This window comes from Streptomyces albireticuli (assembly GCF_002192455.1).
GTDB classification, from domain to species: domain Bacteria; phylum Actinomycetota; class Actinomycetes; order Streptomycetales; family Streptomycetaceae; genus Streptomyces; species Streptomyces albireticuli_B.
Genome location: NZ_CP021744.1, coordinates 4,893,253 through 4,917,867, shown reverse-complemented (window position 1 = coordinate 4,917,867; position 24,615 = coordinate 4,893,253). Strand labels below are relative to the sequence as shown.

Below are 24,615 nucleotides of genomic sequence, written 5' to 3'. Positions count from 1 at the left end.
GTTAGGTCACGCTTACCGGGAGTTCCGCTCGGGCAGACAGGACCGTAGAGTCGTTTTGCTGTACGTACCAGCCGACTCCGCTACCCCCCTGTTCATAGCCCCGAGGACGGATCCCGCCATGCCGCGTCCGACTCCCGCACAGATAGCCTATGGATCGGCCACCGTCGTCTTCTCCGCCCTCGCCATGCTGCTGTTCGCGCAGCCCGGCGCCGGGTTCGGGACGGCCCTCATCGCCCTTGTCTCGCTCGCGCTCGGACTCCTCGTCGCCCTCACGGTGCCGGTGTCACGCCCGACCGGCCGCGTCCCCCGTGGGGAAGCGGCCGGCGCGCGTGCGCGGCGTGCGCCGCAGCCCGCGGAGTCCAGGGTGGGAGAGCACTCACTGCACCGTTGACACCACCACGGTCTTGGCGGCCTTGTCGTGGATGCACTGGTGATACGGGTCGTCCCAGGTGCACCACAGCACATTGATCAGCCAGAAGACGAAGCCACAGCACGGGACGACCTCGGGCAGGGAGTAGACGGCGGCGCGCGTCCAGCCCGGCCGCCCCTCGGGAACCGCCCCGTTGTCGAGCATCGCCACCCGGATCTGCATGGCCATCTTGCCGACCGTCTGCCCGCGCTTGGTGAGCATCAGGCCTTCGTAGACGAAGTAGACGACCGCGATGATGATGGACAGCCCGGTGGACTTGCCGCTGTCGTCCCAGGGGTCCCAGCCCCAGGTCGCGGCCGAGAAGACGGCGCTCACCGGGATGGCCACCAGCAGGCCGTCGATGATCCGCGCGACCAGCCGCTTCCAGCGGCTGGCCAGCGGCGGCATGCCCGCGAGCGGGTCGGCCGCGCCGAAGCTGTTGCCGTAAGGATTGCCCGTACCACCGCCCGGGCCGCTGCCGGGGGCACCGGGGTAGGAGGCGGGACCACCGCCGGGACCGCCACCGGGGGCGCCCGGATAGGGGCCCGGCCCACCGCCCGTACCACCGGTGCCGCCCGTACCGCCGGGGTACGGGGCACCGGCGCCCTGCCCGCCTCCGGGTGAGGCGCCTCCGCCGGCGCCGCCGTAGGGCGGCGGCTCGGAGGGCCGCTTCTGGAACGGGTCGTCGTCGCGCGGCTGGTCGGTGCTCATGGCCCGAGTAGAACCCAGGCTTCCGGTGACCGCATCCGGCCGTATGCCGTTCGAGTTGCCCGCGGTCAGCCGCTCTTCGCGGCGACGAACGTACGGGCCGCCTTGTCGTGCCAGCACTGCCGCCAGGGCCGGTCGAACAGGCACCACAGGACGCCCAGCACCCCGGCGCCCAGGACGCCCAGCACCCCGTACACCAGCCAGCGGCGGAGCGCCGCCCCGAAGCCGGGGGTGTCGTGCGACTCGATGTCGAGGACCCGCACGCCGCACAGCTTCTTGCCCAGGGTGCGGCCCCACCTGGCGGTGGGCAGCGCCTCCAGGACCACTCCCGCCACGAGGAGCACGGCCAGCACGATGCCGAGGTAGGTGCCGGTGGTGCCGTCGAGCAGCCAGACGGTGACGGTCCGGCCGGACTGCTTGGCCTGCTCGACCTTGGTGTCGATGTGCTCGGTGGCCTTGGCCCACAGGGGCACGGCCGCGGCGGAGACCACGGCGCCCAGGACGGCGGAGTCGACGAGGCGCGCGGCGAGCCGCCGGCCGAGCCCTGCGGGCCGGCCCTGCTCCTGCGCGGCCCGCAGGAAGGGGTCGTCCTTCGGCGGCTTCCACGGGGCGGCGGCGTCGCCGCCCTGGGGCTGCTGGCGGGCGAGCTGCTGCACCTGCTGCGCCCAGCCGCCGGCCGGCGCGCCGGAGCGGTCGGAGCCGGGCCGGTCGGACACCGGGCGGTCGGGGGCCGAGCGGTCCGTGGCGGGCTTCGGGGAGGCGGGCAGGGCCTGGCGCTCCGGGGCGGCGGGCAGCGGTGCGGGGCCGGCCTCCCGGGCCCGGGCGTCGGGCCACACCTGCGGGGCGGGCGCGGCGGCGGCCGGCTGGGCCTGCTGGGGCTGCGCGGCCGTGCGCAGCTGGATGGTGCCCCGGCCGGAGGTGGCGGGGGCGGAGCGGGCGGAGGGCGCCGAGGGGACGACGGGCCGCTCCGGACGGATCGTCAGGGTGCCGTCGGCACGCGCGGGTCGCGGGCCCTCGGGGGCCGCGCCGTCCGGGGCGCCGCCGGGCGCGGTCCCGTCCTGGCGGGGGTCGCGGGCGGCCGGGACGGCGGGCTCGGCCCAGCCGCCGCGGCGGTCGGGCGGACCGCCGAACCCGGCGCGCGGATCCGCCGCTTCCGCGCGGGCGTCGCGCAGCGCGGGCTCCTCGTCCAGGAACATGGGCCCGGTCTCCTCGGCCGACTGCCGGGCCGGGGGCATGGCCGCGGACGGGCCCGAGGCTCCCGGCGTCTCCGCGGGAGCGGAGGAAGGGGAGGAAGAAGAGGAAGAAGAGGGGGACGAGGAGGAAGGGGACGACGAGCGCCTGGGCGTGGGCGGTACGGGCGCGGCGAGCGCGGGGGCGGCGGGGGCGACTCCGGGCGGCGGCGCGGGCATCGGCTCGCCCTCGGCGGGCGCGGGCCGGCTCGTACCGGGCACCCAGGCGGTGCCGCTCCAGTACCGGATATAGCCAGGAATGGACGGATCCGGGTAGAAACCTTCGACGGGGCTGCTGTCGGCGGATCCTGAGGTAGGAGCGCTCATCGTGTCCGGTGTCCCGTATCTGCTCGGCCGTACTGGGTGTCATGTCGGGGCGGGCGGCTGGCACTGAGCAGTCTGCCGCACGCGCGCGTGCATCCTGTGCGCGGCTCCGGTCCTCCGTGACCTCAATGCACAAAAGGCAACCCGGGGCGCTCCAGACAGGTCTACCAGACGGCTCTCCACTCTGCGGCCGTCCCGCGGGCGGGACCACTCACACGTGCGACCGGTGGCACGGCGTCAGCGCGCCGTACCCGCCGCTGAAAAGTTCGGATCGATCGGGCGAAGTCGCGTAATGGTGTGGGGGTCGGTGCGCTCCCTCCGGTGCGGGCCCGTTTCGCGAGGTGCCACGCAGCGAGAGAAGCAGAGCAGAGAGGGCGCATCATGCACACCGTGGTGGAACGAGAGCTGGAGCTCAATCTGGTGCTGTCGCCGGACCGCAGCATCCCCGTCCCGGCCCGGCTCAGCTACCGGTCGGCCGATCCGTACGCCGTCCACATCTCCTTCCACGTCACCTCGGACTCGCCGGTGAACTGGACCTTCGCCCGGGAGCTGCTGGTGGAGGGGGTGTTCCGGCCGTCCGGGCACGGGGACGTGCGGGTGTGGCCGACGCATGCCGACGGGCGCAGCCTGGTGTGCATGGCGCTGTCGTCGCCGGACGGCGAGGCGCTGCTGGAGGCGCCCGCGTCGCCGGTGGCGGCGTGGCTGGAGCGGACGCTGCGGGCGGTGGCGCCGGGGTCGGAGCCGGAGCGGCTCGCGCTGGACGAGGCGCTGCGCGAGCTGCTGGGGGCGTGAGGGCCGGGGTTCCTGTGGTACGGGCGTCCGGGGTGGCCCGGGGGCAAGTCCCGGTCGTTCAGAAGAGCTTGCCGGGGTTGAGGAGGCCCAGGGGGTCGAAGACCTGCTTGAGCGAGCGCTGGAGCTCCAGCGCGACCGGGCCCAGCTCGCGGGCCAGCCAGTCCTTCTTCAGCACGCCGACGCCGTGTTCGCCGGTGATCGTGCCGCCCAGTTCCAGGCCGAGGGCCATGATCTCGTCGAAGGACTCGCGGGCGCGGCGGGCCTCGTCGGCGTCGGCGGGGTCGAAGCAGACGACGGGGTGGGTGTTGCCGTCGCCGGCGTGTGCGCAGACGCCGATGAGCAGCCCGTACTTGTCGGCGATCGCGGCGGTGCCGTCGAGCATGGCGGCGAGCCGGGAGCGGGGCACGCAGACGTCGTCGATCATCGTGGCGGACTTCAGGGACTCCAGGGCGGGGAGGGTCATCCGGCGGGCCTGGAGGAGGAGGTCGGACTCGGCGGCCGTGTCGGCGGGCACGACCTCGGTGGCACCGGCGGCGGTGCACAGCTCGGCGACGGCGGCGAGGTCGGCGGCGGGGTCCGGGGTGTCGAAGGCGGCGAGGAGGAGGGCGGCGGTGCTCTCCGGGAGGCCCATGTGGCCCATGGCGTTGACGGCCTGGACGGAGGTGCGGTCCATCAGCTCCAGCAGGGAGGGCGCGTGGCCGCGCGCCATGATCTCGCAGACGGCCTCGCAGGCGGCGGCTACGGAGGGGAACTCCGCGGCCAGGGCGAGGTGTTCGGGCGGCGCGGGCTTGAGGGCGAGGACGGCCCGTACGACGACGCCGAGGCTGCCCTCGGAGCCGACGAAGAGGCGGGTGAGGTCGTAGCCGGCGACGCCCTTGGCGGTGCGGCGGCCGGTGGTGAGCAGCCGCCCGTCGGCGAGGACGACGTCGAGGCCGAGGACGTATTCGGCGGTGACCCCGTACTTCACGCAGCACAGGCCGCCGGAGGCGGTGCCGATGTTGCCCCCGATGGTGCACTGTTCCCAACTGGAGGGATCGGGCGGATAGTAGAGACCTTGTGCGGCGACGGCCCGGGAGAGCTCGGCGTTGACGACGCCCGGCTCGACCACGGCGATCCGGTCGACGGGATTGATCTCGATGATGCGGTCCATCTTGACGAGCGAGAGGACGACGCAGCCGTCGGTGGCGTTGGCCGCGCCGGACAGCCCGGTGCGGGCCCCCTGCGGGACGACGGGGACGCGCAGGGCGGTGGCGGTGCGCATGACGTGCCGCACGTGTTCGACGGTGCGCGGGAGGACGACGGCGGCCGCGGTGCCGGCGTCGCAGAAGCTGGCCATGTCCTTGGCGTACGCGCGTATGACGTCGGGGTCGGTGAGGACGGCCTCGTCGGGGAGGCCTTCGCGGAGCAGCTTGATCAGATCGCCCATGGGGGTTCTCTTCCCCTGCCCGCCCCTCCCCGTAACCGGGGCTCCGTCCCGGACCCCGGCCCGCGAAGGCCGGACGGACTGGATCCCGCCCGGACCTTCCGGGAAAGGCCGGCCTCGGCGGAATCCAGCCCGTCCGGCGTTTGAGGACAGCTCGGAGGCCCGCCCCCGCCCGGGGGCACCTGCCTTTACGGGCCCCGTGAACCGGCTAGAGGTTCCCCCTCTTCTCCTGCTCGCGCTCGATGGCCTCGAAGAGCGCCTTGAAGTTGCCCTTGCCGAAGCCCATGGAGCCATGGCGTTCGATCATCTCGAAGAAGACCGTCGGCCGGTCCTGGACCGGCTTGGTGAAGATCTGGAGCAGGTAGCCGTCCTCGTCGCGGTCGACGAGGATCTTCAGCTCGCGGAGCGTGTCGACGGGGACGCGGGTCTCGCCGGCCCAGTCGCCGAGGGTGTCGTAGTACGAGTCGGGGGTGTCCAGGAACTGCACGCCGGCGTCGCGCATGGCCCGGACGGTGGCGACGATGTCGTTGGTGGCGAGGGCGATGTGCTGGACGCCCGGGCCGTTGTAGAACTCCAGGTACTCGTCGATCTGGGACTTCTTCTTGGCGATGGCCGGCTCGTTGAGCGGGAACTTCACCTTGCGGGTGCCGTCCGCGACGACCTTCGACATGAGCGCGGAGTACTCGGTGGCGATGTCGTCGCCCACGAACTCCTTCATGTTGGTGAAGCCCATGACGTTGTTGTAGAAGCTCACCCACTCGTCCATCTTGCCGAGCTCGACGTTGCCCACGCAGTGGTCGATGGCCTGGAAGCGGCGGGGTCCGGGCGTGACGACCGGCTCGGCGGCCTCGAAGCCGGGGAGGTACGGGCCGGTGTAGCCGGTGCGCTCGACCAGGGTGTGGACCGTCTGTCCGTAGGTGGCGATGGTGGCGAGCACCACGGTGCCGTGCTCGTCGGTGAGCTCGTGGGGCTCCGTTATGCCCGTGGCGCCGTGCTCGACGGCGTAGGCGTAGGCGGCGCGCGCGTCCGGCACCTCGATGGCCAGGTCGATGACGCCGTCACCGTGCTCGGCGACGTGCTCGGCGAGGAAGCGGCCGCGGTCCGTGGCGGCCTTGATGACGGAGGTGAAGACGAAGCGGGCGCTGCCCGACTCCAGGACGTAACTGGCCGTCTCGCGGCTGCCGTTCTCCGGCCCGGAGTAGGCGACGCGCTTCATGCCGAAGGCGAGGGAGTAGTAGTGCGCGGCCTGCTTGGCGTTTCCGACGGCGAAGACCACCGCGTCCATCCCCTTGACCGGGAAGGGGTCGGCCTGCCGTGCGGTGTGAAGGGTGTGATCCGTGGTCTGTGTCATGGCCGCAGCGTCCCGCCGATCCACAAGGTGCGCAATAGTTTGCGAATTCCCTGGGCATGTTGCATAGCGTACGTACGGTTACCCCGGACGTTCTGTACATGATGACTATGGGGAGACGGGTATGGCGATCGATCGTTTGGACGGCAGGCTGATCGAGCTGCTCGCGGAGGAGCCGCGGATCGGGGTGCTGGAGGCCTCGCGCCGGCTGGGCGTGGCACGCGGCACTGTGCAGGCGCGACTCGACCGGCTCCAGGCGCAGGGGGTGATCCGCGGCTTCGGGCCGGAGGTGGACCCGGCGGCGCTGGGCTATCCGGTGACCGCGTTCGCCACGCTGGAGATCAAGCAGGGGCAGGGTGCGGACGTGCGGACGCACCTGGCGACCGTGCCGGAGGTGCTGGAGCTGCACACCACCACCGGGCACGGCGACATGCTCTGCCGACTGGTCGCCCGCTCGAACGCCGACCTCCAGCGTGTGATCGACCGGGTTGTGGGTTTTGATGGCATCGTGCGGGCCTCCACGGCGATCGTGATGGAGAACGCGGTGCCGCTGAGGATCATCCCGCTGGTGAAGCAGGCGTCGGAGGACTGACCGAGGGCCGACGGCCCCTTTCCGGGGCCGGGAGCCGAGGACCGACAACGGCGGGAGTGTGCCGGGTGACCTTCTGGGAGTACGTCGGCAGCCGGCACGAGCAGCTGCTGGCGGACACGTACCAGCACGCCAGCGCCGTCTTCCAGTGCATGGTCGTGGCCACGCTGATCGGGGTGGCGATCGGGGTGCTCACCTACCGCAGCGAGTGGGCGGGCAACCTCGCGGTCACCGCGACCGCGACGGTCCTCACCATCCCCTCCCTGGCCCTGATCGGTCTGCTGATCCCGGTCACCGGCCTGGGCGTGGCCCCGACGGTGACGGCGCTGGTGCTCTACGGACTGCTGCCGATCGTCCGGAACGCGATCGTCGGGCTGCGCGGCGTGGACCCCTCGCTGGTGGACGCCGCGACGGGCATCGGCATGTCGCGGTTCGCCCGGCTGTTCCGGGTGGAGCTGCCGCTCGCCTGGCCGCCGATCCTCACCGGGATCCGGGTCGCCACCCAGATGCTGATGGGCATCGCGGCGATCGCGGCGTACGCCTCCGGGCCGGGGCTCGGCAACGAGATCTTCCGCGGCATCTCGTCCCTGGGCAGCGCCAACGCGCTCAACCAGGTGCTCGCCGGGACGCTCGGCATCATCGTGCTCGCCCTGCTCTTCGACGCCGCGTACGTCCTGATCGGACGGCTGACCATCCCGAGGGGGATCCGTGCCTGAGTCCGCGCCCGCGCCCGCGCCCGACGACGTGCCCGGGGCCGCGCCCGCCGCCGGGAAGCCCTCCGGCGCCACGATCGAGCTGGAGAACCTCACCAAGCGCTACCCCGGCAACCCCACGCCCGCCGTCGACTGCGTCAACATGGAGATCAAGGCGGGTGAGCTGGTGGTCTTCGTGGGCCCGTCCGGCTGCGGCAAGACCACCACCATGAAGATGATCAACAGGCTGATCGAGCCGACGTCCGGCCGGATCCGGATCGACGACGAGGACGTCACCGACATGGACCCGGTGAAGCTGCGCCGCAAGATCGGCTACGCGATCCAGTCCTCGGGGCTCTTCCCCCATATGACCGTCGCGCAGAACATCGCGCTCGTACCGCGGATGACCGGCTGGTCGAAGGGGCGGATCGACACCCGGGTGGAGGAGATGCTCGACCTGGTGGGGCTGGACCCCGGCGAGTTCCGGGGCCGCTATCCGCGGCAGCTGTCCGGCGGGCAGCAGCAGCGCGTCGGGGTCGCCCGCGCGCTCGCCGCCGACCCGCCCGTCCTCCTGATGGACGAGCCCTTCGGCGCGGTCGACCCGATCACCCGGGACCACCTCCAGGACGAGCTGATCCGGCTCCAGCACGAGCTGCACAAGACGATCGTCTTCGTCACCCACGACTTCGACGAGGCCATCAAGCTCGGCGACCGGATCGCGGTGCTCCGCGAGCGTTCGCACATCGCCCAGTTCGACACCCCCGAGGCGATCCTCACCAACCCCGCCGACGACTTCGTCTCCGGCTTCGTCGGCGCGGGCGCGGCGCTCAAACGGCTCAACCTCACCCGGGTGCGGGACGTGGAGATCGTGGACGTGCCGACGGCCACCGTCGACGACCCGCTCCAGTCCATCTTCGACAAGCTGCGCGCCGGCACCACCAACGAGGTGCTGCTCCTGGACCGCCACCGCCGCCCGTACAAATGGCTGCGGCGGGGCGACCTGATGCGCGCCCGGGGCTCGCTGGCGCGGGCGGGCACCCTCGTGCACGACACGGTCACCCGCGACGCGACGCTCCGCGACGCCCTGGAGGCGGTGCTCACCGACAACGCCGGGCGGGTCGCGGTGACGGGACGGCGCGGCGAGTACGAGGGCGTGGTCGACATGGAGACGCTGATGAACTCGGTGCACGAGCTGCTGGAGGAGGACCGGCTCGACGCGGTCGAGCACCAGCACCGGCTGGAGGAGCAGCGCGCCCAGCAGACCCGGCAGGAGCAGGAGGGGACGTCCTCGGCCGGACCGGAGGACGGGGCGTGAGGCGCGCGGCCCCGGCGCGGGAGGTCCGCGCATGAGGCGGCGTGGCGACGAGCGGCCGCCGCGGGAGCGTAGGCCCGCCGGGGAGCACGAGGTGCGGGGCATCGCCTTCCGCGACCCCGGGGAGGCCGTGGAACCGGAGCCGGCCGACGAGCCGGGACCGCCCGCCGGGGAACTCGCCGGCCCCGGCCGGCGGATCACCTGGCAGCGGCTCGTCGTCCTGCCCGCCGTCGTCGCCGCCGTCCTGCTGGCCACCTGGCTGTGGTTCCGCGGCGCCGAACTCGACTCCATCGCCGAGAACTCCCTGGCGAACGGCAACGTCTGGCTGCGGCTGCGCCAGCACATCTCGCTGACCGTGATCTCGACCTTCTTCGTCCTGATCATCGCGATCCCGCTGGGCGTCCTGCTCACCCGCCGCCGGCTGCGGCCCGCCGCTCCCCTGGTGATGGCCCTCGCCAACATCGGCCAGGCCACCCCCGCGATCGGCCTGCTGGCACTCCTGGTGATCTGGCTGGGCATCGGGACCCGGGCCGCGCTGATCGGCATCGTCGTCTACGCGGTGCTGCCCGTCCTCTCCAACACCGTCGCCGGGCTGCGGGCCATCGACCCGACGCTGGTGGAGGCCGCGCGCGGGATCGGCATGTCGGCCGCCGGGGTGCTGCGCAAGGTCGAACTGCCGCTGGCCGTGCCGCTGATCCTCGCCGGGGTGCGCACCGCGCTCGTCCTCAACGTGGGCACGGCGACGCTCGCCTACTTCGGCGGGGGCGGCGGGCTCGGCGACCTGATCGCCTCCGGCATCACCAACCAGCGGATGTCCGTGCTGGTGCTGGGGTCGGTGCTGACCGTGGCGCTGGCGCTGCTGGTGGACTGGCTGGCGTCGCTGGCGGAGGTGCTGCTGCGGCCGCGCGGGCTGGAACCGGGCGGGACGGGACGACCGAAGGGAGGCCGGGGATGAGATGGCGCACGGCCGCGGCGGCGGCCTTCGTGGGCATGCTGCTCTCCCCGCTGGTGCTCGCCGGCTGCGGGCTGACCAGCGGTTCACCGATGGTCGACGACGTCCGGCCCGGCTCCGTCGGCCAGGGCCTGCCGCTCAAGGGCGCCGACCTGACCGTCACCTCCAAGAACTTCAGCGAGAACATCGTGCTGGGCCAGATCATGGGCCTGGCCTTCGAGGCCGCCGGCGCGAACGTCCTCGACCGGACCAACATCCAGGGCTCGATCGGCGCCCGCGAGGCGATCCGGTCCGGCGGCGCGGACGCCATGTACGAGTACACCGGCACCGCCTGGATCACCTATCTGGGTCACGACAAGCCGATCGCCGACCCCCAGGAGCAGTGGCGGGCCGTGGCCGACGCGGACGTCCGCAACGGCATCGTCTGGCTGCCGCCCGCCAGGCTCGACAACACGTACGCGCTGGCGCTGAACCGGGCGAACGAGAAGAAGTACGGCACGCGGACGCTCTCGGACGTCGCCCGGCTGTCCCGGACCGACCCCGGGGCGGTGTCGCTGTGCGTGGAGAGCGAGTTCGCGGCCCGCAACGACGGGCTGCCGGGCATGGCGAAGAAGTACGGCATGCGCGTCCCGGCGTCGAGCGTGCAGAAGATGGACGGCGGGATCGTCTACACCCAGGTCTCCGGGGGCTCCTCCTGCACCTTCGGCGAGGTCTTCACCACCGACGGCCGGATCAAGGCGATGAACCTCGTGGTGATGCGGGACGACAAGCACTTCTTCCCCAACTACAACGCCGCTCCCGAGATCAACGCCAAGACGATGCGGAAGTATCCGGCGATCCAGGGGGTGCTGGACCCGATCACGGCGAAGCTGACCGACGACGTGGCGCGGGAGCTCAACGCGAAGGTGGATGTGGAGGGCGAGGACCCGCACACGGTGGCGAAGGACTGGCTGGTGCGGGAGGGGTTCATCCGCGAGGGGTGAGCGCGGGTGCCGTGAGGGCCCCGGCGAGGGCCGGGACCTCCGGTCCGCCCGCGGAGGCCGGGCGCGCGTGCCGTCGCGGGCCGGGGCAGGCCGTCGCGGCCCGGGGCAGCCCGGGGCGGGCCGGGGCGTGTCCCGGCCGGGTTCCCTCCCCCGCGGGCGGGCGCCTAGCAGGCCGGGACCTTGTCCTCCTGGCCCGACGCCAGGGCCCGCAGGGACGTCACCGCGTCGTCCAGCTTCTTCACGGGGACCAGCCGCAGCCCCTTCGGGAGGTTGGCCCGCGCGTCCGAGCACTCGTCCTTCGGCACCAGGAAGACGGTGGCGCCGTCGCGCCGGGCCGCCTGGGTCTTCAGCGGCACGCCGCCGACCGCGCCCACCGTGCCGTCCGGCTCGATCGTGCCCGTACCCGCGATCGTCCGGCCGCCGGTGAGGTCGCCGCCGCGGCCGTCGCCGTCGACCTTGTCGATGATCCCGAGGGTGAAGAGCAGCCCCGCGCTGGGCCCGCCGATGTCGGCGAGGCTGAGCCCGACCTTCACGTCCTTCGGGGACTTCCGCAGATAGCGCAGGGCGGCCTGGGAGGCGGCGTCCTGCGACTGCTTCATCTCGGCGGCGTTGTGCTCCGAGACCTCCTGGTCGGAGTCGCCCACGGGGTAGACGGAGTCGCGCGGCATCACGGCGCGGTCGGAGCGGAACCAGCCGCGCACGACGTCGGCCAGGCTGACGTCCACGTGCGGCCCGGTCGCCACGATCGTGGTCATGCGCAGCTCACCGCTGGTCGGGCGGGTGCCCGCGCCGTCGACGGTGATCACCGGCTTGCCCTTGTCCGCCCCCAGGACGTTCACGGTCGAGCCCGGCTGGGCGAGCGAGAACGGCAGGGGGACGAGCGCGGCCACCGCGAACAGGGCGACGACGGGCGCGGCACAGACCGCGAGGGTCCGGGCGCGCCCCGACGGGCGGGAGAACCGGGCGGTCAGAGTCTGAGCTGGCATGCAAGCGAATCTAGTTCACTCCAGCCCCTGCCGTGACAGGCAACCCACGCGGTACGGGCGGGCCGGGACGTGCCCCGGCCCGCCCGGCGCTCACCGTAGCGCGTCGGCCACCTCCTTGGCCGCCTCCATCACCCGCGGGCCCACGCGGTCCGGGATGGAGTCGCAGAGCATGACGACGCCCACGCTGCCCTCGATGCCCAGGACGCCGAGCAGGGGCGCCGCCGCCCCGCTGGCCCCGGCCTCCAGTTCGCCGTGGGTGAGGGCGTACCCGGGGTTGTCGGTCTCACCCCGGCGGGCCGCGAGTATGGCCCGGCCGGCCGCCCCCCGGTCCAGCGGATGGCGGAACCCGGCCCGGTAGGCCACGTGGTAGTCCGTCCACGTCGGCTCGACGACGGCCACCGCGAGCGCCTCGGTGCCGTCGACGAGCGTGAGGTGGGCGGTCGCCCCGATGTCCTCGGCCAGGGACCGCAAGGCGGGCAGGGCCGCCTCCCTGACCAGCGGGTGCACCTGGCGGCCGAGCCGCAGCACCCCCAGCCCGACCCTGGCCCGACCGCCGATGTCGCGGCGCACGAGCGCGTGCTGTTCCAGGGTGGCGAGCAGTCGGTAGACCACCGTCCGGTTGACCCCGAGCTTGGTGGACAGCTCGGTGACGGTCAGCCCGTGATCGGTGTCGGCGAGCAGTTTGAGGACACGCAGTCCCCGGTCGAGTGTCTGCGAGGTCTCCGCGGTCACGGCGCCCCTCCTCCGATGAGTGGCGGCCCTTCGTCGCGGTGGGGTGCGCCGCCGGTCCCGTTCCGGCAGCGCGCGAGGAGAGGCCGCCGGCCGCTTTTCGCTTGGCACCGGCTGCGCTCCGCGGCGGCGCTGCCACGGGGCGTGTGCGTGACCGGCACCGTAGCGCCGCCGGTCCGCTCAGCGGAAGAGTCTGCCCGCGATCCGGGCGCGGCGCGGGGTTTTGGCGATTATCGGGGGCGGGATTTCACTATGCGGACGCCAGGGAGGCCGAGGCCGTCGCGGACCGGGGGCGGACCGCCGTGGGCCGGGCGCGAGGCTGTCATGGACCGGGCGCGCCCGCGGCGGCGCGCCCCGGACGCGGACCGGGCCGGACCCCCGCCGCGGGTCGGTGACCCTGTGCGGCGGAATTCCGGCCCGGCCGGCGATCGCGGTCGCGGTGCGCCCTACTTCATCCGGGTCGCCCATTCGCGGACCTTGCGGATGCGCTCGTTCAGCTGGCCCGCCGTCGCCTCCGCGCTCGGTGGGCCGCCGCACGTCCGGCGCAGCTCGTTGTGGATCACACCGTGCGGCTTGCCGCTCTGGTGGACGTAGGCCCCGACCAGGGTGTTCAGCTGCTTGCGCAGCTCCAGGAGCTCCTTGTGGGTGACCACCGGGCGGCGCTCGGCGGGCAGTTCGAGGAGGTCCGCCTCCGCGTCCGGCCGCTTGCGGCTGTGCGCGATCTGGCGGGCCTGCCGCTTCTGGAGCAGCATCTGCACCTGGTCCGGCTCCAGCAGCCCGGGGATGCCGAGGTAGTCCTGCTCCTCCTCGCTGCCCGCGTGCGCCTGCATGCCGAACTCGGCGTTGTTGTAGAGCACCCGGTCGAAGACCGCGTCGGACTCCAGCGCCTCGAAGGAGAGCTGGTCGTCCGTGCCGGTGTCCTCGTCCTGCTGCCGCTCCGCCTCGGCGAGGAGCTTGTCCTCCTCCGCGTACGGGTCCTCCTCGCCGTCGCCCTTCTTCGGCTTGTCGAGGACGTGGTCGCGCTCGACCTCCATCTCGTTGGCGAAGGTCAGCAGGTCGGGGACGGTCGGCAGGAAGACGGACGCCGTCTCGCCGCGCCGCCGGGACCGCACGAAGCGGCCGACCGCCTGGGCGAAGAACAGCGGGGTGGAGATCGTCGTCGCGTAGACCCCGACGGCGAGGCGGGGCACGTCGACGCCCTCGGACACCATGCGGACGGCGACCATCCAGCGGGAGTCGGACCCGGCGTAGTCGTCGATGCGCTGCGAGGCGCCGGAGTCGTCGGACAGCACGACCGTCGCGCCCTCGCCGGTGATCTCGCGGATCAGCTTGGCGTAGGCGCGGGCGGACTCCTGGTCGGCGGCGATCACCAGGGCGCCGGCGTCCGGGATGGCCTTGCGGACCTCGGTCAGCCGGCGGTCGGCGGCGCGCAGGACGTTCGGCATCCAGTCGCCGCGCGGGTCCAGGGCGGTGCGCCAGGCCTGCGAGACGGCGTCCTTGGTCATGGGCTCGCCGAGGCGGGCCTCGATCTCGTCGCCGGCCTTGGTGCGCCAGCGCATGTTGCCGCTGTAGGACAGGAATATGACCGGGCGGACGACGCCGTCGGCGAGGGCGTTGCCGTATCCGTACGTGTAGTCGGCGGCGGAGCGGCGGATGCCGTCGTTGCCCTCCTCGTACGTGACGAAGGGGATGGGGTTGGTGTCGGAGCGGAAGGGCGTGCCCGTCAGCGCGAGGCGCCGGGTCGCGGGCTCGAACGCCTCCAGGCATGCCTCGCCCCACGACTTGGAGTCACCGGCGTGGTGGATCTCGTCGAGGATGACGAGCGTCTTGCGCTGCTCGCAGCGGTTGCGGTGGAGCATCGGGCGGACGCCCACACCGGCGTAGGTCACGGCGACGCCGTGGTACTCGCGGCCGAGGGGGCCGGCGCTGTACTCGGGGTCGAGCTTGATCCCGACCCGGGCCGCGGCCTCGGCCCACTGCTTCTTCAGGTGCTCGGTGGGCGCGACCACGGTGACCTGCTGGACGACGTGGTGGTGCAGCAGCCAGGAGGCGAGGGTCAGGGCGAAGGTGGTCTTTCCGGCGCCGGGGGTCGCCACGGCGAGGAAGTCGCGCGGCTGCTCCTGGATGTACTTCCCCATCGCGCCCTCCTGCCAGGCGCGCAGCTTGTTCGCGGTACCCCAAGGGGCCCGGCCGGGGAAGGCGGGCGAGAGATGGTGGCTTGTGGTGGTGGTAGTCACGGTCTCCGTCGGCTGGTTCGGCGATCGGCAACCGCGCAAGCCTACCTGCGGCGGGGTCCGCTCCCCCGGCTTACGCCCCGGGGACACCCGGGGTGGGACCGACGTCACACACCCCCGGGCGGCCCGGTCAGGCGTCGCGCGGCGTGAGCCTCGTGGCGACGTACGCGCCCACCAGCGCGAACGCCGCCGCGAGGGCGAAGACCGCGACGAAGGCGGCCGGCGGGGCCGCCGAGCCGTGCCCCCCGGCGGTCGCCGAGCCGCCGCCGAAGGAGGCGAAGAGCACACCGGCGAGGCCGACCAGGGTGATGCTGCCGAGCGCGTCGGAGACCTGGAGGGAGGCCGAGTTCGCGCCCTCCTCGCCCGGCTTCGAGAGCCTGAGCAGCAGCACCGAGCCGCTGGAGATCGTCAGGCCCATCCCGTAGCCGCCGACGACCCAGGACAGGGCCGCCGTCCACACCGGCACCCCGTCGGCCAGGACCGTCGCCATCAGCGCGATGGCGAGCGCCATCAGCCCCATGCCGAGGCTCATCAGCCGCTCGCGGTACGGCTCGGCGCGGGTGCGGCTCTGGGTGTACGAGCCGAGGGCCCAGGTCAGGCCGCCGCCGGTGAGGGAGAGCCCGGCCAGCGTGGCGGAGAGACCGCGCTCGGTGACGAGCATCAGCGGGACGAAGCTCTCGGCGGCCAGGAAGGAACCCTGGGCGAGGCCGCGCAGCAGGACGACGGCGGGCAGGCCGCGGCCTGCCAGGAAGGTGCCGCGGGGCAGCAGCAGCCGGACGCAGGGGACGAGGAGGGCGAGCCCGAGGGCCGCGGGCAGCAGGGAGACGGGCGCGATGTCCTGCCCCGCGTACTGGAGCAGCCCCGCGCCCGCCGCGACGGCGAGCGCCAGCAGGATGCGTCGGCCGTCCATCGTCCCCGCGCGCTCGGCGGGCGGGAGGGCGCGCAGCGCGGGCAGCATCACCACGAGCGGCAGCAGGATCAGCACGGGGATCGCCAGGAACACCCAGCGCCAGCCGAGCTGCTCGGTGACGGTGCCGGCCACCAGCGGGCCGACGATCACGGGGACCACCCAGGCCGCCGAGAAGGAGGCCATCACCGCCGGGCGCAGCTGCTCGGGGTAGGCCCGGCCCACCACGACGTAGAGCGCGACGATGACCAGTCCGCTGCCGATGCCCTGGACGCCGCGCGCGGCCACGAACATCCACATCTGCTGTGCGGAGCCGGCCAGGACCAGGCCGGTGCCGAACGCGGCGATGCCGGTGAAGAGGGGGGTGAGCGGGCCCGCCCGGTCGCACCACTCGCCGGAGAGCGCCATGGTGAACAGGCTGGCGGTGAAGAAGGCGGAGAACGAGAAGGCGTACAGCTCGATCCCGTCGAGCGCGCGGGCCGCCACCGGCATCGCCGTGTTGACCGCGCTCGCCTCGAAGGCGATGAGGGAGACGACGGAGATGATGCCGAGGGTGAGGGCGCGGTAGCGGCGGCCGAGGACGCCTTCGCCGGGGGCGGGGGCGGATATGGGGACGGGGGCGGATACGGCGAGTTCGGCGCCGTCGGCGCCGGCGTCGGGAGCGGTCATGGGTGTCAGGGTAGGGAGGGAGGGGGGTGTGCGGCGCCTGCCGAGCGACCGGAATCTCGTCATCCGTGAGCCCTAGGCCGAAGGCCCTCCCGGGCCGGGTCGGGAATCAGCCTGTCCGGCGTCTGAGGACCGGGGCCCGGGGCGGAGCCCCGGTCGGGAAGGGGCGGGGCTGGGGAAGGGCCGCCCGCAGGACACGCACCGGGCCGAAGTGATCGTCCGGCGCCGCACAGCCCGCCGCCTCACGTCGTCAGCAGCACCCCGCCGTACGACGCCCCCGCGATCACCACCCACGAGCACAGCCCCAGCGCCGCCACCCGCCCACCCGTCCGCGCCAGCGACGGCAGGTGCACGGCGCTGCCCAGGCCGAAGAGGGCCGCGGCCAGCAGCAGCTCCTGGGCGTGCCCGGCGAGGTCGAGGGCACCGCCCGGCAGCCATCCGGTGGTGCGGACGGCGACCATGGCGAGGAAGCCGAGGACGAAGAGCGGGACGAGCGGAGGCCGCTTGCCGGACGCCTTCGCAGGCCCTCGCCGCCGGTTGCGGACCGAGACGGCGACGGCCGCGACGAGCGGGGCCAGCAGGGCCACCCGCATCAGCTTGACCAGCACGGCGTCGGTGAGCGCGGCCGGCCCGGCGGTCTGCGCGGTGGCCACGACCTGGCCGACGTCGTGGACGCCCGCGCCGACCCAGCGGCCGAACTGGGCGTCGTCGAGGCCGAGGGGGTGGTGCAGGAGCGGCAGGACGGCGATGGCGAGGGTGCCGCAGAGCGTCACCAGGGCCACGGACGTCGCGACGTCCTCCTCGTCGCTGCCGGACACCTCGCTGACCGCGCCGATCGCGGAGGCGCCGCAGATGGAGTAGCCGGTGGCGATCAGCAGCGGCTGGTCGCCGCGCAGCCCCAGCCGGCGGCCGAGCCGGAGCGTCCCCCAGAAGGTGGCCGCGACCACGGCGACCACCATGGCGACGGTGGCCCAGCCGAGGCCGAGCACGTCGTCGAGACTCAGCTTGAGGCCGAGCAGGACGACGCCGATCCGCATGAGCCGCTTGCCGGCCAGGGTCAGTCCGGGCCGGGCCGCCCCGCGCACCGCGGCCCGCACGCCGGGCAGGTGGGCGGACGCGATGCCGAGCACGACGGCGGCGGTCAGCATCGGCACGGCCGGTACGAGCTCGTGGACGGCCCAGGCGACGGCGACGCCGCCGCCGGCCATGGCCAGGCCGGGGAGCTTGCCGGGGCCGGGCCCGCGCCCGGTGGCGGGGGCCGGGCGGTGGCCGGTCCGCGCGGTGAGGAGGGCCATCAGAGTTCGTCGGCCGGGAGGTCGTAGACGCGCCGGACGCTGGAGCCGAGGCGGGCGATGTCGGCGCCGTAGATGTGGAGGGAGATGGCGGTGGTGGAACAGGCGTTGCGCACCCGGTGGATGTCGCCGGGCGGCGCGAAGCCGCAGATGTCGCCCTGGTGGTTGACGACGTCCTCGGTGGCGACGAGCCGGGCGGTGGTGCCGTCGGGGACGAGGCGGTAGCGGCGCTCGCTCTCGGTGCCCTCGTGAACTCCTGTGACGCACCAGGAGACATGGTCGTGGACGCTGGTCTGCTGGCCGGGCATCCAGACGAGGGCGACGACGGAGAAGCTGCCGTCGGACTCGGCGTGCAGGATGTGCTGCCGGTAGCGGTCGGGGTGGCCCTCGCGCTGTTCCGGGGTGAGGAGGTCGGCGGCGCCGAGGTGCGCGGCGAGCCGCTCGCCGACGAGGTATGCCGTCGTGTCGGGCGGCAGGCCGCGGCCTACGGCCTCGCGCACGTCGTCGACGAGCTGGCCGAGGCGCGCGGTCGTGGGGGCTGCGGTGGGAGTGGTCATACGAGCAGCGTCGAGGTGGCCTGATCCATCGGTCCAACGACAGTCTGTTGGCGGGGGGCCAACGCCGGCTTATGGATGGGGCGGGGTGTCCGGGCAGGGGTGTCCGGGCGGGGCCGTCCGGGGTGCGGCGCCGGGCCCTCCGGGGCAGGGGTCCGGGGCCGTATATTTACGGGCCCGGAGCCCGGAACCGCGAGGGAACCCCCTCCTGGGGCCCGCAAATACACGTCAGCGCCCCGGACCCCTGCCCCTGCGGTCCCGTCGCCTCCCGTGGTCGTTCAGCAGCCCACCCGCCGCGCGGCGACGGCGCGCAGCTCGTCGAGGACGAGGGCCGTGGCGGGTACGCGGAGGTGCTCGCGGAGGACGTAGGCGGAGACCTGCCGGCGGCTCGCGGGGTCCAGGGCCCGGCCGGTGATCTTCTCGTGGCGGAGGAAGGACAGCACGAGCCCCGGCATCATCGCGACGCCGAGCCCCTCGGCGACGAGCGACTGCACGACGAGGTTGTCGTCCGTGGTGAAGGCGATGTCGGGGGCGAAGCCCAGCTCGGCGCACTCGTGCAGGAAGTTGGTGCGGCAGCGCAGACAGCCCGCGATCCAGCGCTCCTCGGTGAGGTCGGCCAGCTGGACGGCGCGGCGGCGGGCGAGCGGGTGCCCGGTGGGCATCAGGATGGTGAGCTGATCCTCCATCAGCCTGGTCTCGACCACCTCGTCCGGGACCTGTTCGCGCAGGCCGGGGTAGGTGAAGGCGAGGGTGATGTCGCACTCGCCGCGCACCAGGCGGTGTATGGAGTCGGGGGGCTCGCCCTCCAGCAGTTCGACCCGTACGCCGGGGTGGGCGGCGGCGAGGCCCGCGAGGGCCTCCGGCACCAGGGTGGCGCTGGCGCTCGGGAAGGCACAGACGCGGACCCGGCCGGAGCGGAGCCTGGTGAGGGAGCTCATCTGCTGCTGGGCGGTGCTGAGGCTGTCCAGGATCGTCTCCGCGTGCCGGGAGAGCGCCTCGCCGGCCTCGGTGAGCCGCATCCGGCGGCCGACGCGGATGAAGAGCGGGGTGCCCACCGACCGTTCGAGGGCCTTCATCTGCTGGGTGATCGCGGGTTGGGTGTACCCCAGGGCGCGGGCGGCCGCCGAGTACGAACCGGCCGTGACCACCGCGTGGAACGTCTTGATGTGCCGCGAGTCGAACACGCCGGAATCATAAGCGGAATTTGGGATAGGAGGGGAGAGGGCGGGGGGTCGCTTCTGGATCAACGGATTTCTGGGGCAGGCTGGGACTTATGCCGCACAACGCAATGAATCACTCGTCGCGTGACCCCGCGTACTACGTCTCGTACGACACGGCGGAGCTCGCCTACCGGGAGTCGGGGCCACCGGACGCGCCGCCCCTGGTCTGCCTGGCCGGCGGGCCGGGCCGGGACGCCGCGTACCTCGGCGACCTCGGCGGCCTGGACGCGCACCGCCGCCTGGTGATCCCGGACAGCCGCGGCACGGGCGCCTCCCCGCCCGCCCCGGACCCGGCCGGCTACGCCTTCCCCGCCCTCGCGGAGGACCTGGAGGCGCTCCGCCGCCACCTGGGCCTGGAGCGCTTCGCCCTCCTCGCCCACGACGCGGCGTGCGCGACGGCCCAGGCGTACGCGGCGACGCACGGCGAGCACCTGACCCACCTGGTACTGGTCGCCCCCGGCTCCCGCCTCCAGGGCGAACTCCCCACGGACGCCGAGGAGATCTTCGAGTCCCGCGCGACGGAGGACTGGTGGGTGGACGCGTACGTCGCCGTCCACACCCTCCCCACGACCACGGACCTCACGGAGGTACGCGCCCTGCTCGCCCGCGCGGCCCCCATGGCCTACGGCCGCTGGGAAGCCCCCCAGCAGGCCCACGCCGCCACCGAACCCGACCAGCTCGGCCCGGTCCCCCGCGCCGGCTTCTGGCAGGGCGTCGACGAACCGTCCCGCCTCGCCCTCCTCGACCGCCTCCGCCACGTCGCGTGCCCGTCCCTGGTCGTCACGGGCGACCGCGACGCCCTCTCCGGCATGCGCGCGGGCGAACTCGTCGCGGCCTCCCTGCCGAACGCCACCCTCAGGCCCCTGCACGAGGTCGGCCACTACCCATGGGTGGACGAACCGGAGCTGTTCCGCCCGCTGGTGGAGGAGTTCCTGAGCTCGTGAGCCCCTCAAGTGGCGGGTCGTGAACGGGATATGTCGGTCGCATGGCGGCCGGGGCGTACCCGTTGAACAGGCCGCCGGCGGGCCCTACTGTCGGTGGGGAAGGCACGACATGGCCGTGTGCCCGAGTGGTTGAGGGACTCGCCTGCAAAGCGAGTTACGCCGGTTCGATTCCGGTCACGGCCTCCGACGCCCGGCTGACGACGCCGGCGGACCGCGACGGGAGAACAATCCCGGAAAAGGGGCCCTGGCCCGTGAGCCAGGGCCTCTCGCGCGTCCGCCGACATCTCGCACACGGGATCGCCGTGCGGTCGCCCGGGCAGCCGCTAGCCTGCCGAGCAGAGGCCGTCCTCCGGGCAGAACATCGCCCACGTGAAGTTGTAACCGGCCCGCACGGTCACGGGATTCGGCGTGGGGTGGAAGTTGACGTAGGACCCTGGGTCGGGCGTGGCGGTGAAGGTGACCGTCGTGCCGATCTCGAAGCTCGCGGTGCAGATGCCGGCCGGGTTCCACGGCGGTTCCTCGGACCCGTAGGGGTCCCACGCCGTCGTGTGACAGTTGATCCCGGCGGGCTGGCTGGTGACGGTTCCGCCACCCCAGCCGTCGGTGATCCAGGCGGACAGCTCAGCCGTGACCCGAGCCGGGACCGGAGCGGTGGCCTGAGCCTGGACCGGGGCTACGGAGGCGATCGCGGCGGCCGTGGCGAGTGCGGTGACGATCCCCGTCGCGCGCCAGGCGCGGTGTGCGTTCTTCCTCATGGAAGGCTCCTCGGATCGAACCATTTCGACCCCTGTGACCAGCCTATTCGCCCCTTCGGTCAGCTGCCACGGGAGCGGGCGCCCGGCCACGGCCCGGCACTCAGGACGCCTCCGCCGCCTTGCGCCGCCGGGCGAGCACCACCGGCACGGCGACAGCCGCCGCCACGAGGAGCGCGGCTCCGGCGCCTATGGCGATCCAGGTGGTGGAGTTGGAGTCATCGCTTTCGGTGGCGGGTTGTTTCTGCTGCGGCAGGGCGTCGGCCGCGGTCTTGGAGTCCGCCGAGCCCTCCGGCCCGCTCGCCGCCGCTGAGGGCGTAGCCGCCGGGCCCGGCAGCGGGTTCACATCGGCGGGGCCGGGATCGCCCGGGTCCTTGAGGGCGATGCGCGGTCGTACGCCTCCGTAGCCGACGTAGTCGTCGCGCTTCTCCTTGCCGGACGTGCCACCGGCTGTATTGATGAGGACGCGCGTGACCTGGTTGGCGGTCCAGTCCGGGTGGACGGACCAGATGAGCGCGGCGGAGGCGGCGGCGAGGGCGGAGGCGTCACTGGTTCCATTGCTCCGGCAGACCCCGGTGCCGCCAGGACAGGCCGTGACGATGTCCGCTCCTGGTGCCGAGAGATCGACCTGAGGACCGTGCTGCGACCACTTGGCGGCGGCACCACCCTGGTCGAGACCGGCCACGCCGATGACACCCGGGTAAGCGGCGGGATATCCGACCGCGTTCTGCTTGTCTCCCGAGTTGCCCGCTGAGGCGAAGACCATCTTCCCTTTGCTCAGGGCGTAGGTGACAGCGCTCTCTTCGACATCGCTGCGCCCCGAGCTGCCCATCGAGATATTGATGATCTTCGCGTCGGAATCCGCTGCGTATCGCAGGGCCGCTGCCGTCATCCTGGAGCTCTCCTCGAAGTTCTTCCCTCGCGCGCGGAGAGGAAGGATCTTCGATCCAGGAGCCAGGCCGTACGAGCCGATCGTGCTTCCCGCCTTGCCGGTGCCGGCGATGAGGGCGGCCATTTTCGTGCCGTGCCCTTCGGGGTCCGTACGTGCGTCTCCTGGATTGTCCGAGAAGTTCTTCCCTTCGAGTACCTGACCCCGCAGATCGGGCAGAGTCGCGTCCACGCCGGAGTCGATGACCGCCACCGTGATCCCGGCGCCGGTGCTCGTCTCCCACATCTCCTCCGCGTGCATGGCGTCCAGGTGCCACTGACGGGAGCGGATGGTGTCGGCGTGCGCGGGCGTGGCCGAGGCCACGGCCACGGCCAGCGAGGCGAGAACGGCGACGGCCGTTCCCGCCCATGTCCCGCGTACGGCACGGGCACTGCGCATGTGGATGTCCTCTGCTCGGCTACTCGATGACCGGAGGCACGACGGGCTTGCTCTGTGCCCAGGTCTCCTCGTCCTCGACCAGGTAGTCGGGACGACGGCCACCGCCACCTCGCCGCTCCGGCGTGGCGCCGCCCAGACCCGCGCCGGGCATCATTCCGGCCGGCATGCCGTTCCTGGCCGCCGTGGTGCCGGTGCCTTCACCCGCGCCACGGACCAGGCCCGTGCCACCCGGGGTGAAGGGCGTGCCCCCACCGCCGGGGCGCTGGCCCGGGCGGCCTCCGACGATCCCGCCGGGGTCGGTGGCCATGTGCCGGCCCGCGCCGGTACCCGGGCGGCCCGCCGGAGGGCCGGACACGCCGGGGAAGCCCCCGCCCGCGCCTACGGGGCCCATGGGCGGCCGGGTCTGACCCTGTCGCTGCGTCGGCTCCGTACCGAAGACGTTGCTCCGGCCCGGGTTCTGCGTGGGCCCGGACGTACCGCCGCGCGGCCCGGGCTGCCCGCCGACGATCCCGTCGTGCGGCGGGTTCGGCAGCCGGCCGCCCGGCCGGGGCACGGGGCCAGGAGCGGGCTGGGGCAGCCGGGTGTCCGGGCGCGGCACGGGGCCGGGCCCCGGGAGGCCCGGGCCCGGGATCCTCGGTGCCGGCCGCCGGCCCTGGTCGGGAAGCCGGCCTCCCGGCCTGCTCGGGTCGGGGCGCCGGTCGGGACCCGGCCAGTTCGGCACGGGTGGAGGCGGCACGGGGATGTGCGGCCTGCCGGCGTCCGGCGGGGTGACCGGAGGCCTGTCCGGCAGGGGGATGCGAGGCCGGGGAGGCGCGTCGGCGCCGCCGGAGAGATCCAGGTCCGGGCGGCTGCCAGGCCGTTCGCCCGGCCCGGACGGGCCCGCTGTCCCCATACCGCCACCACCGGACGACCCACCGCCGAACGCCCCTGGCGCCCCGCCTCCACCGCCTCCGGACGACGCACCGGGCCCACCCGGCAGCGGCTCGTATTCGCCCCCGTCCTGCAAGTCCGCGTTCGGCATGATCATCCCGGGCATCGGCGGAAAGTTCGGCCTCTGCACCGCGAAGATCTGTGTGCCCGTCTGGTGGTACGACTCCGCCAGCTTCTTCATCAGCGCCGCCGCGTGGTGGTGATCGTCGGCGATCCGCTTCTGCGCGTCGTAAGCGGCCTTCTGGCTCGTGCCGCCCAGGTTGAGCCCCTTGTCCACAAGGTTGATCAGGGGGTTGGGCACCCCGCCGAAGACGTAGGGGTGCGCCTTGACCCAGGAGTCGACAAGAGCCTTGTCCGAGGCGGAGTACTTCGGCATCTTCGTGGCCTCGCGGAGGTTCGAGGCCGCGTCCGCCATGGTCTCGCCGGCAGTCTTGGCGTACTCGCTCAGACGGGCCGACTCGTTGCTCATGGACGCGCCCCACCTGCGGAAGGCCTCGCCCGCGTCGCTGTCCCAGACGACGCCGTCCACATGCTTCTTGAGATCATCGCCGAGCGTCTTGATGGCCTTGGCCGCGCCCTTGAGGGTTTTGGCGATCTCGGAGACCCGCTCGTGGTCGGCCCCCTCGACCATCTCGCACAGCTTCTGGTGCGGGATGGTGAAGAAGTCCTGTTCCTCGTACGCCTGCGGCTTGCGCGGGTCCTTGGCGCTCCTCGGGAGCGGTGCTCGGTCAGCCATGGGTGATCTGAGTCCTTCCCTCGTCTAGAGCTTGGTCCGCGGGCGCGATCCGCCGGCGTCGGGGGTCGTGGCGTGCAGCTCCTTGCGTTCGCCGGTCCGTGACGTCGACGTAGGCTGCTGGTCCCCGTGCGGATCCAGCTTCGGGTCGTACTGACGCCGCATCCGGTCGTGGATCGCCCAGAGCTTGTCGCGCTCCTCCGCGTCCGTGTGGGCGTACCCGCCGTGCGCGTCCAGGACCGCCGAACTCAGGGCGTCGATCTGGTCGTTGAGGAGCTTGGCGAGCGTCGACAGGTCGGTGTGGACGTCCTGGTAGACCTTGTACAGGGCACCGGCCGCGTTGAAGCCCTTGCCGAGGGCGGCCTCGGAGAGGCCGGTGTCGGCGACCTTCGTCGGCGCGCCGTCCGACTCACCGAGCTTCGTCAAGAGGTCGTCGATCCGGCCCTTGAACTTCTTGAGGGAGGCCAACTCGGCGGCCATGCCGCCCTTCGGCTCGTCCCCCGGTGCCCCGGGCTTCGCGTGCTCGGCCACGTCCGTTCTCTGCCTTCCCCCATTCACCCGCCGTCGCAGGTGACTTCAC

Annotated in this window: 24 protein-coding genes, 1 tRNA gene and 1 pseudogene; 10 read left to right on the top strand and 16 right to left on the bottom strand. The window is 73.0% G+C overall.

Annotated features, from left to right (window positions below):
* Positions 1-118 precede the first annotated feature (118 nt).
* A complete protein-coding gene (locus SMD11_RS21180) occupies positions 119-391 on the top strand; it encodes a hypothetical protein (protein WP_087927940.1) in 273 nt (90 codons plus the stop codon).
* Here SMD11_RS21180 and SMD11_RS21175 read toward each other — a convergent pair.
* Complete coding sequence (locus tag SMD11_RS21175) at positions 377-1,120, bottom strand: RDD family protein (RefSeq protein ID WP_087927939.1); 744 nt, start codon at positions 1,118-1,120, stop codon at positions 377-379. The two genes, SMD11_RS21180 and SMD11_RS21175, sit on opposite strands and share 15 nt — an antisense overlap.
* Positions 1,121-1,185: 65 nt before the next feature.
* Positions 1,186-2,313 (bottom strand): RDD family protein, encoded by a 1,128-nt coding sequence (locus tag SMD11_RS21170; RefSeq protein WP_324614807.1) that lies wholly within the window; start codon positions 2,311-2,313, stop codon positions 1,186-1,188.
* Between SMD11_RS21170 and SMD11_RS37095 the strand changes: the two genes are divergently transcribed.
* Positions 2,312-2,599 carry a hypothetical protein gene (locus tag SMD11_RS37095; protein WP_324614809.1) on the top strand — a complete coding sequence of 96 codons (288 nt, stop codon included), beginning with the start codon at positions 2,312-2,314 and terminating at the stop codon, positions 2,597-2,599. The two genes, SMD11_RS21170 and SMD11_RS37095, sit on opposite strands and share 2 nt — an antisense overlap.
* On the opposite strand, the pseudogene SMD11_RS37090 reads toward SMD11_RS37095, so the two are convergent.
* Positions 2,578-2,673 (bottom strand): annotated as a pseudogene (locus tag SMD11_RS37090) (DUF2510 domain-containing protein); the annotation flags it as partial. The gene SMD11_RS37095 and the pseudogene SMD11_RS37090 overlap by 22 nt on opposite strands.
* Positions 2,674-3,051: 378 nt before the next feature.
* Between SMD11_RS37090 and SMD11_RS21165 the strand changes: the two are divergent.
* Positions 3,052-3,462 (top strand): SsgA family sporulation/cell division regulator, encoded by a 411-nt coding sequence (locus SMD11_RS21165; protein WP_087927937.1) that lies wholly within the window; start codon positions 3,052-3,054, stop codon positions 3,460-3,462.
* A 58-nt stretch (positions 3,463-3,520) separates the two neighbouring features.
* On the opposite strand, the gene SMD11_RS21160 is transcribed toward SMD11_RS21165, so the two are convergent.
* Positions 3,521-4,888 (bottom strand): FAD-binding oxidoreductase, encoded by a 1,368-nt coding sequence (locus SMD11_RS21160; RefSeq protein ID WP_087927936.1) that lies wholly within the window; start codon positions 4,886-4,888, stop codon positions 3,521-3,523.
* Positions 4,889-5,093: 205 nt separating this feature from the next.
* On the bottom strand, positions 5,094-6,236 hold the full coding sequence (hppD, locus tag SMD11_RS21155) for a 4-hydroxyphenylpyruvate dioxygenase (protein ID WP_087927935.1): 1,143 nt from the start codon (positions 6,234-6,236) through the stop codon (positions 5,094-5,096).
* A 121-nt stretch (positions 6,237-6,357) separates the two neighbouring features.
* On the opposite strand from hppD, the gene SMD11_RS21150 reads away from it, so the two are divergent.
* The 5 genes from SMD11_RS21150 to SMD11_RS21130 all read left to right on the top strand — a co-directional run bounded on the left by SMD11_RS21150 (position 6,358) and on the right by SMD11_RS21130 (position 10,761).
* Positions 6,358-6,825 (top strand): Lrp/AsnC family transcriptional regulator, encoded by a 468-nt coding sequence (locus SMD11_RS21150; protein ID WP_087927934.1) that lies wholly within the window; start codon positions 6,358-6,360, stop codon positions 6,823-6,825.
* A 65-nt stretch (positions 6,826-6,890) separates the two neighbouring features.
* On the top strand, positions 6,891-7,538 hold the full coding sequence (locus SMD11_RS21145; RefSeq protein WP_087927933.1) for an ABC transporter permease: 648 nt from the start codon (positions 6,891-6,893) through the stop codon (positions 7,536-7,538).
* Positions 7,531-8,829 (top strand): betaine/proline/choline family ABC transporter ATP-binding protein, encoded by a 1,299-nt coding sequence (locus SMD11_RS21140; RefSeq protein WP_418952461.1) that lies wholly within the window; start codon positions 7,531-7,533, stop codon positions 8,827-8,829. The genes SMD11_RS21145 and SMD11_RS21140 overlap by 8 nt, the downstream gene beginning before the upstream one ends.
* Before the next feature lie 31 nt (positions 8,830-8,860).
* Positions 8,861-9,781, top strand: coding sequence for an ABC transporter permease (locus SMD11_RS21135; RefSeq protein ID WP_087927932.1), 921 nt, complete (start codon positions 8,861-8,863; stop codon positions 9,779-9,781).
* On the top strand, positions 9,778-10,761 hold the full coding sequence (locus SMD11_RS21130) for a glycine betaine ABC transporter substrate-binding protein (protein WP_087927931.1): 984 nt from the start codon (positions 9,778-9,780) through the stop codon (positions 10,759-10,761). Before SMD11_RS21135 ends, SMD11_RS21130 begins: the two co-directional genes overlap by 4 nt.
* A 164-nt stretch (positions 10,762-10,925) precedes the next feature.
* Here the strand turns inward: SMD11_RS21130 and SMD11_RS21125 are convergent, their stop codons facing one another.
* The 7 genes from SMD11_RS21125 to SMD11_RS21095 all read right to left on the bottom strand — a co-directional run bounded on the left by SMD11_RS21125 (position 10,926) and on the right by SMD11_RS21095 (position 19,313).
* Positions 10,926-11,747 (bottom strand): PDZ domain-containing protein, encoded by an 822-nt coding sequence (locus tag SMD11_RS21125; protein WP_199843922.1) that lies wholly within the window; start codon positions 11,745-11,747, stop codon positions 10,926-10,928.
* A gap of 90 nt (positions 11,748-11,837) precedes the next feature.
* A complete protein-coding gene (locus SMD11_RS21120; RefSeq protein WP_087927930.1) occupies positions 11,838-12,479 on the bottom strand; it encodes an IclR family transcriptional regulator in 642 nt (213 codons plus the stop codon).
* A gap of 443 nt (positions 12,480-12,922) precedes the next feature.
* Positions 12,923-14,713, bottom strand: coding sequence for a DEAD/DEAH box helicase (locus SMD11_RS21115; RefSeq protein WP_087927929.1), 1,791 nt, complete (start codon positions 14,711-14,713; stop codon positions 12,923-12,925).
* Between the two features lie 127 nt (positions 14,714-14,840).
* Positions 14,841-16,286, bottom strand: coding sequence for an MFS transporter (locus SMD11_RS21110; protein WP_087927928.1), 1,446 nt, complete (start codon positions 16,284-16,286; stop codon positions 14,841-14,843).
* A gap of 239 nt (positions 16,287-16,525) precedes the next feature.
* Positions 16,526-17,578, bottom strand: coding sequence for a YeiH family protein (locus SMD11_RS21105; protein WP_087927927.1), 1,053 nt, complete (start codon positions 17,576-17,578; stop codon positions 16,526-16,528).
* Entirely contained in the window at positions 17,578-18,132 is a 555-nt protein-coding gene (locus tag SMD11_RS21100; protein WP_087927926.1) for a cysteine dioxygenase family protein, read from the bottom strand. The genes SMD11_RS21105 and SMD11_RS21100 overlap by 1 nt, the downstream gene beginning before the upstream one ends.
* A 275-nt stretch (positions 18,133-18,407) precedes the next feature.
* Positions 18,408-19,313, bottom strand: a complete 906-nt coding sequence (locus SMD11_RS21095) for a LysR family transcriptional regulator (RefSeq protein ID WP_087927925.1) — start codon at positions 19,311-19,313, stop codon at positions 18,408-18,410.
* A gap of 104 nt (positions 19,314-19,417) precedes the next feature.
* Between SMD11_RS21095 and SMD11_RS21090 the strand changes: the two genes are divergently transcribed.
* Positions 19,418-20,293: an alpha/beta fold hydrolase gene (locus tag SMD11_RS21090; protein ID WP_234366112.1), complete on the top strand. Its 876-nt coding sequence runs from the start codon at positions 19,418-19,420 to the stop codon at positions 20,291-20,293.
* 111 nt (positions 20,294-20,404) lie between these two features.
* Positions 20,405-20,476 (top strand) — tRNA-Cys (locus SMD11_RS21085).
* A 140-nt stretch (positions 20,477-20,616) separates the two neighbouring features.
* Here SMD11_RS21085 and SMD11_RS21080 read toward each other — a convergent pair.
* The 4 genes from SMD11_RS21080 to SMD11_RS21065 form a co-directional block, all read right to left on the bottom strand.
* Positions 20,617-21,048, bottom strand: coding sequence for a hypothetical protein (locus tag SMD11_RS21080; RefSeq protein ID WP_087927923.1), 432 nt, complete (start codon positions 21,046-21,048; stop codon positions 20,617-20,619).
* A gap of 100 nt (positions 21,049-21,148) precedes the next feature.
* A complete protein-coding gene (mycP, locus tag SMD11_RS21075) occupies positions 21,149-22,372 on the bottom strand; it encodes a type VII secretion-associated serine protease mycosin (RefSeq protein ID WP_087927922.1) in 1,224 nt (407 codons plus the stop codon).
* A gap of 19 nt (positions 22,373-22,391) precedes the next feature.
* Positions 22,392-24,038 (bottom strand): WXG100 family type VII secretion target, encoded by a 1,647-nt coding sequence (locus tag SMD11_RS36850; protein WP_087927921.1) that lies wholly within the window; start codon positions 24,036-24,038, stop codon positions 22,392-22,394.
* Positions 24,039-24,062: 24 nt separating this feature from the next.
* Positions 24,063-24,566, bottom strand: a complete 504-nt coding sequence (locus tag SMD11_RS21065) for a hypothetical protein (RefSeq protein WP_087927920.1) — start codon at positions 24,564-24,566, stop codon at positions 24,063-24,065.
* Positions 24,567-24,615: the final 49 nt, after the last annotated feature.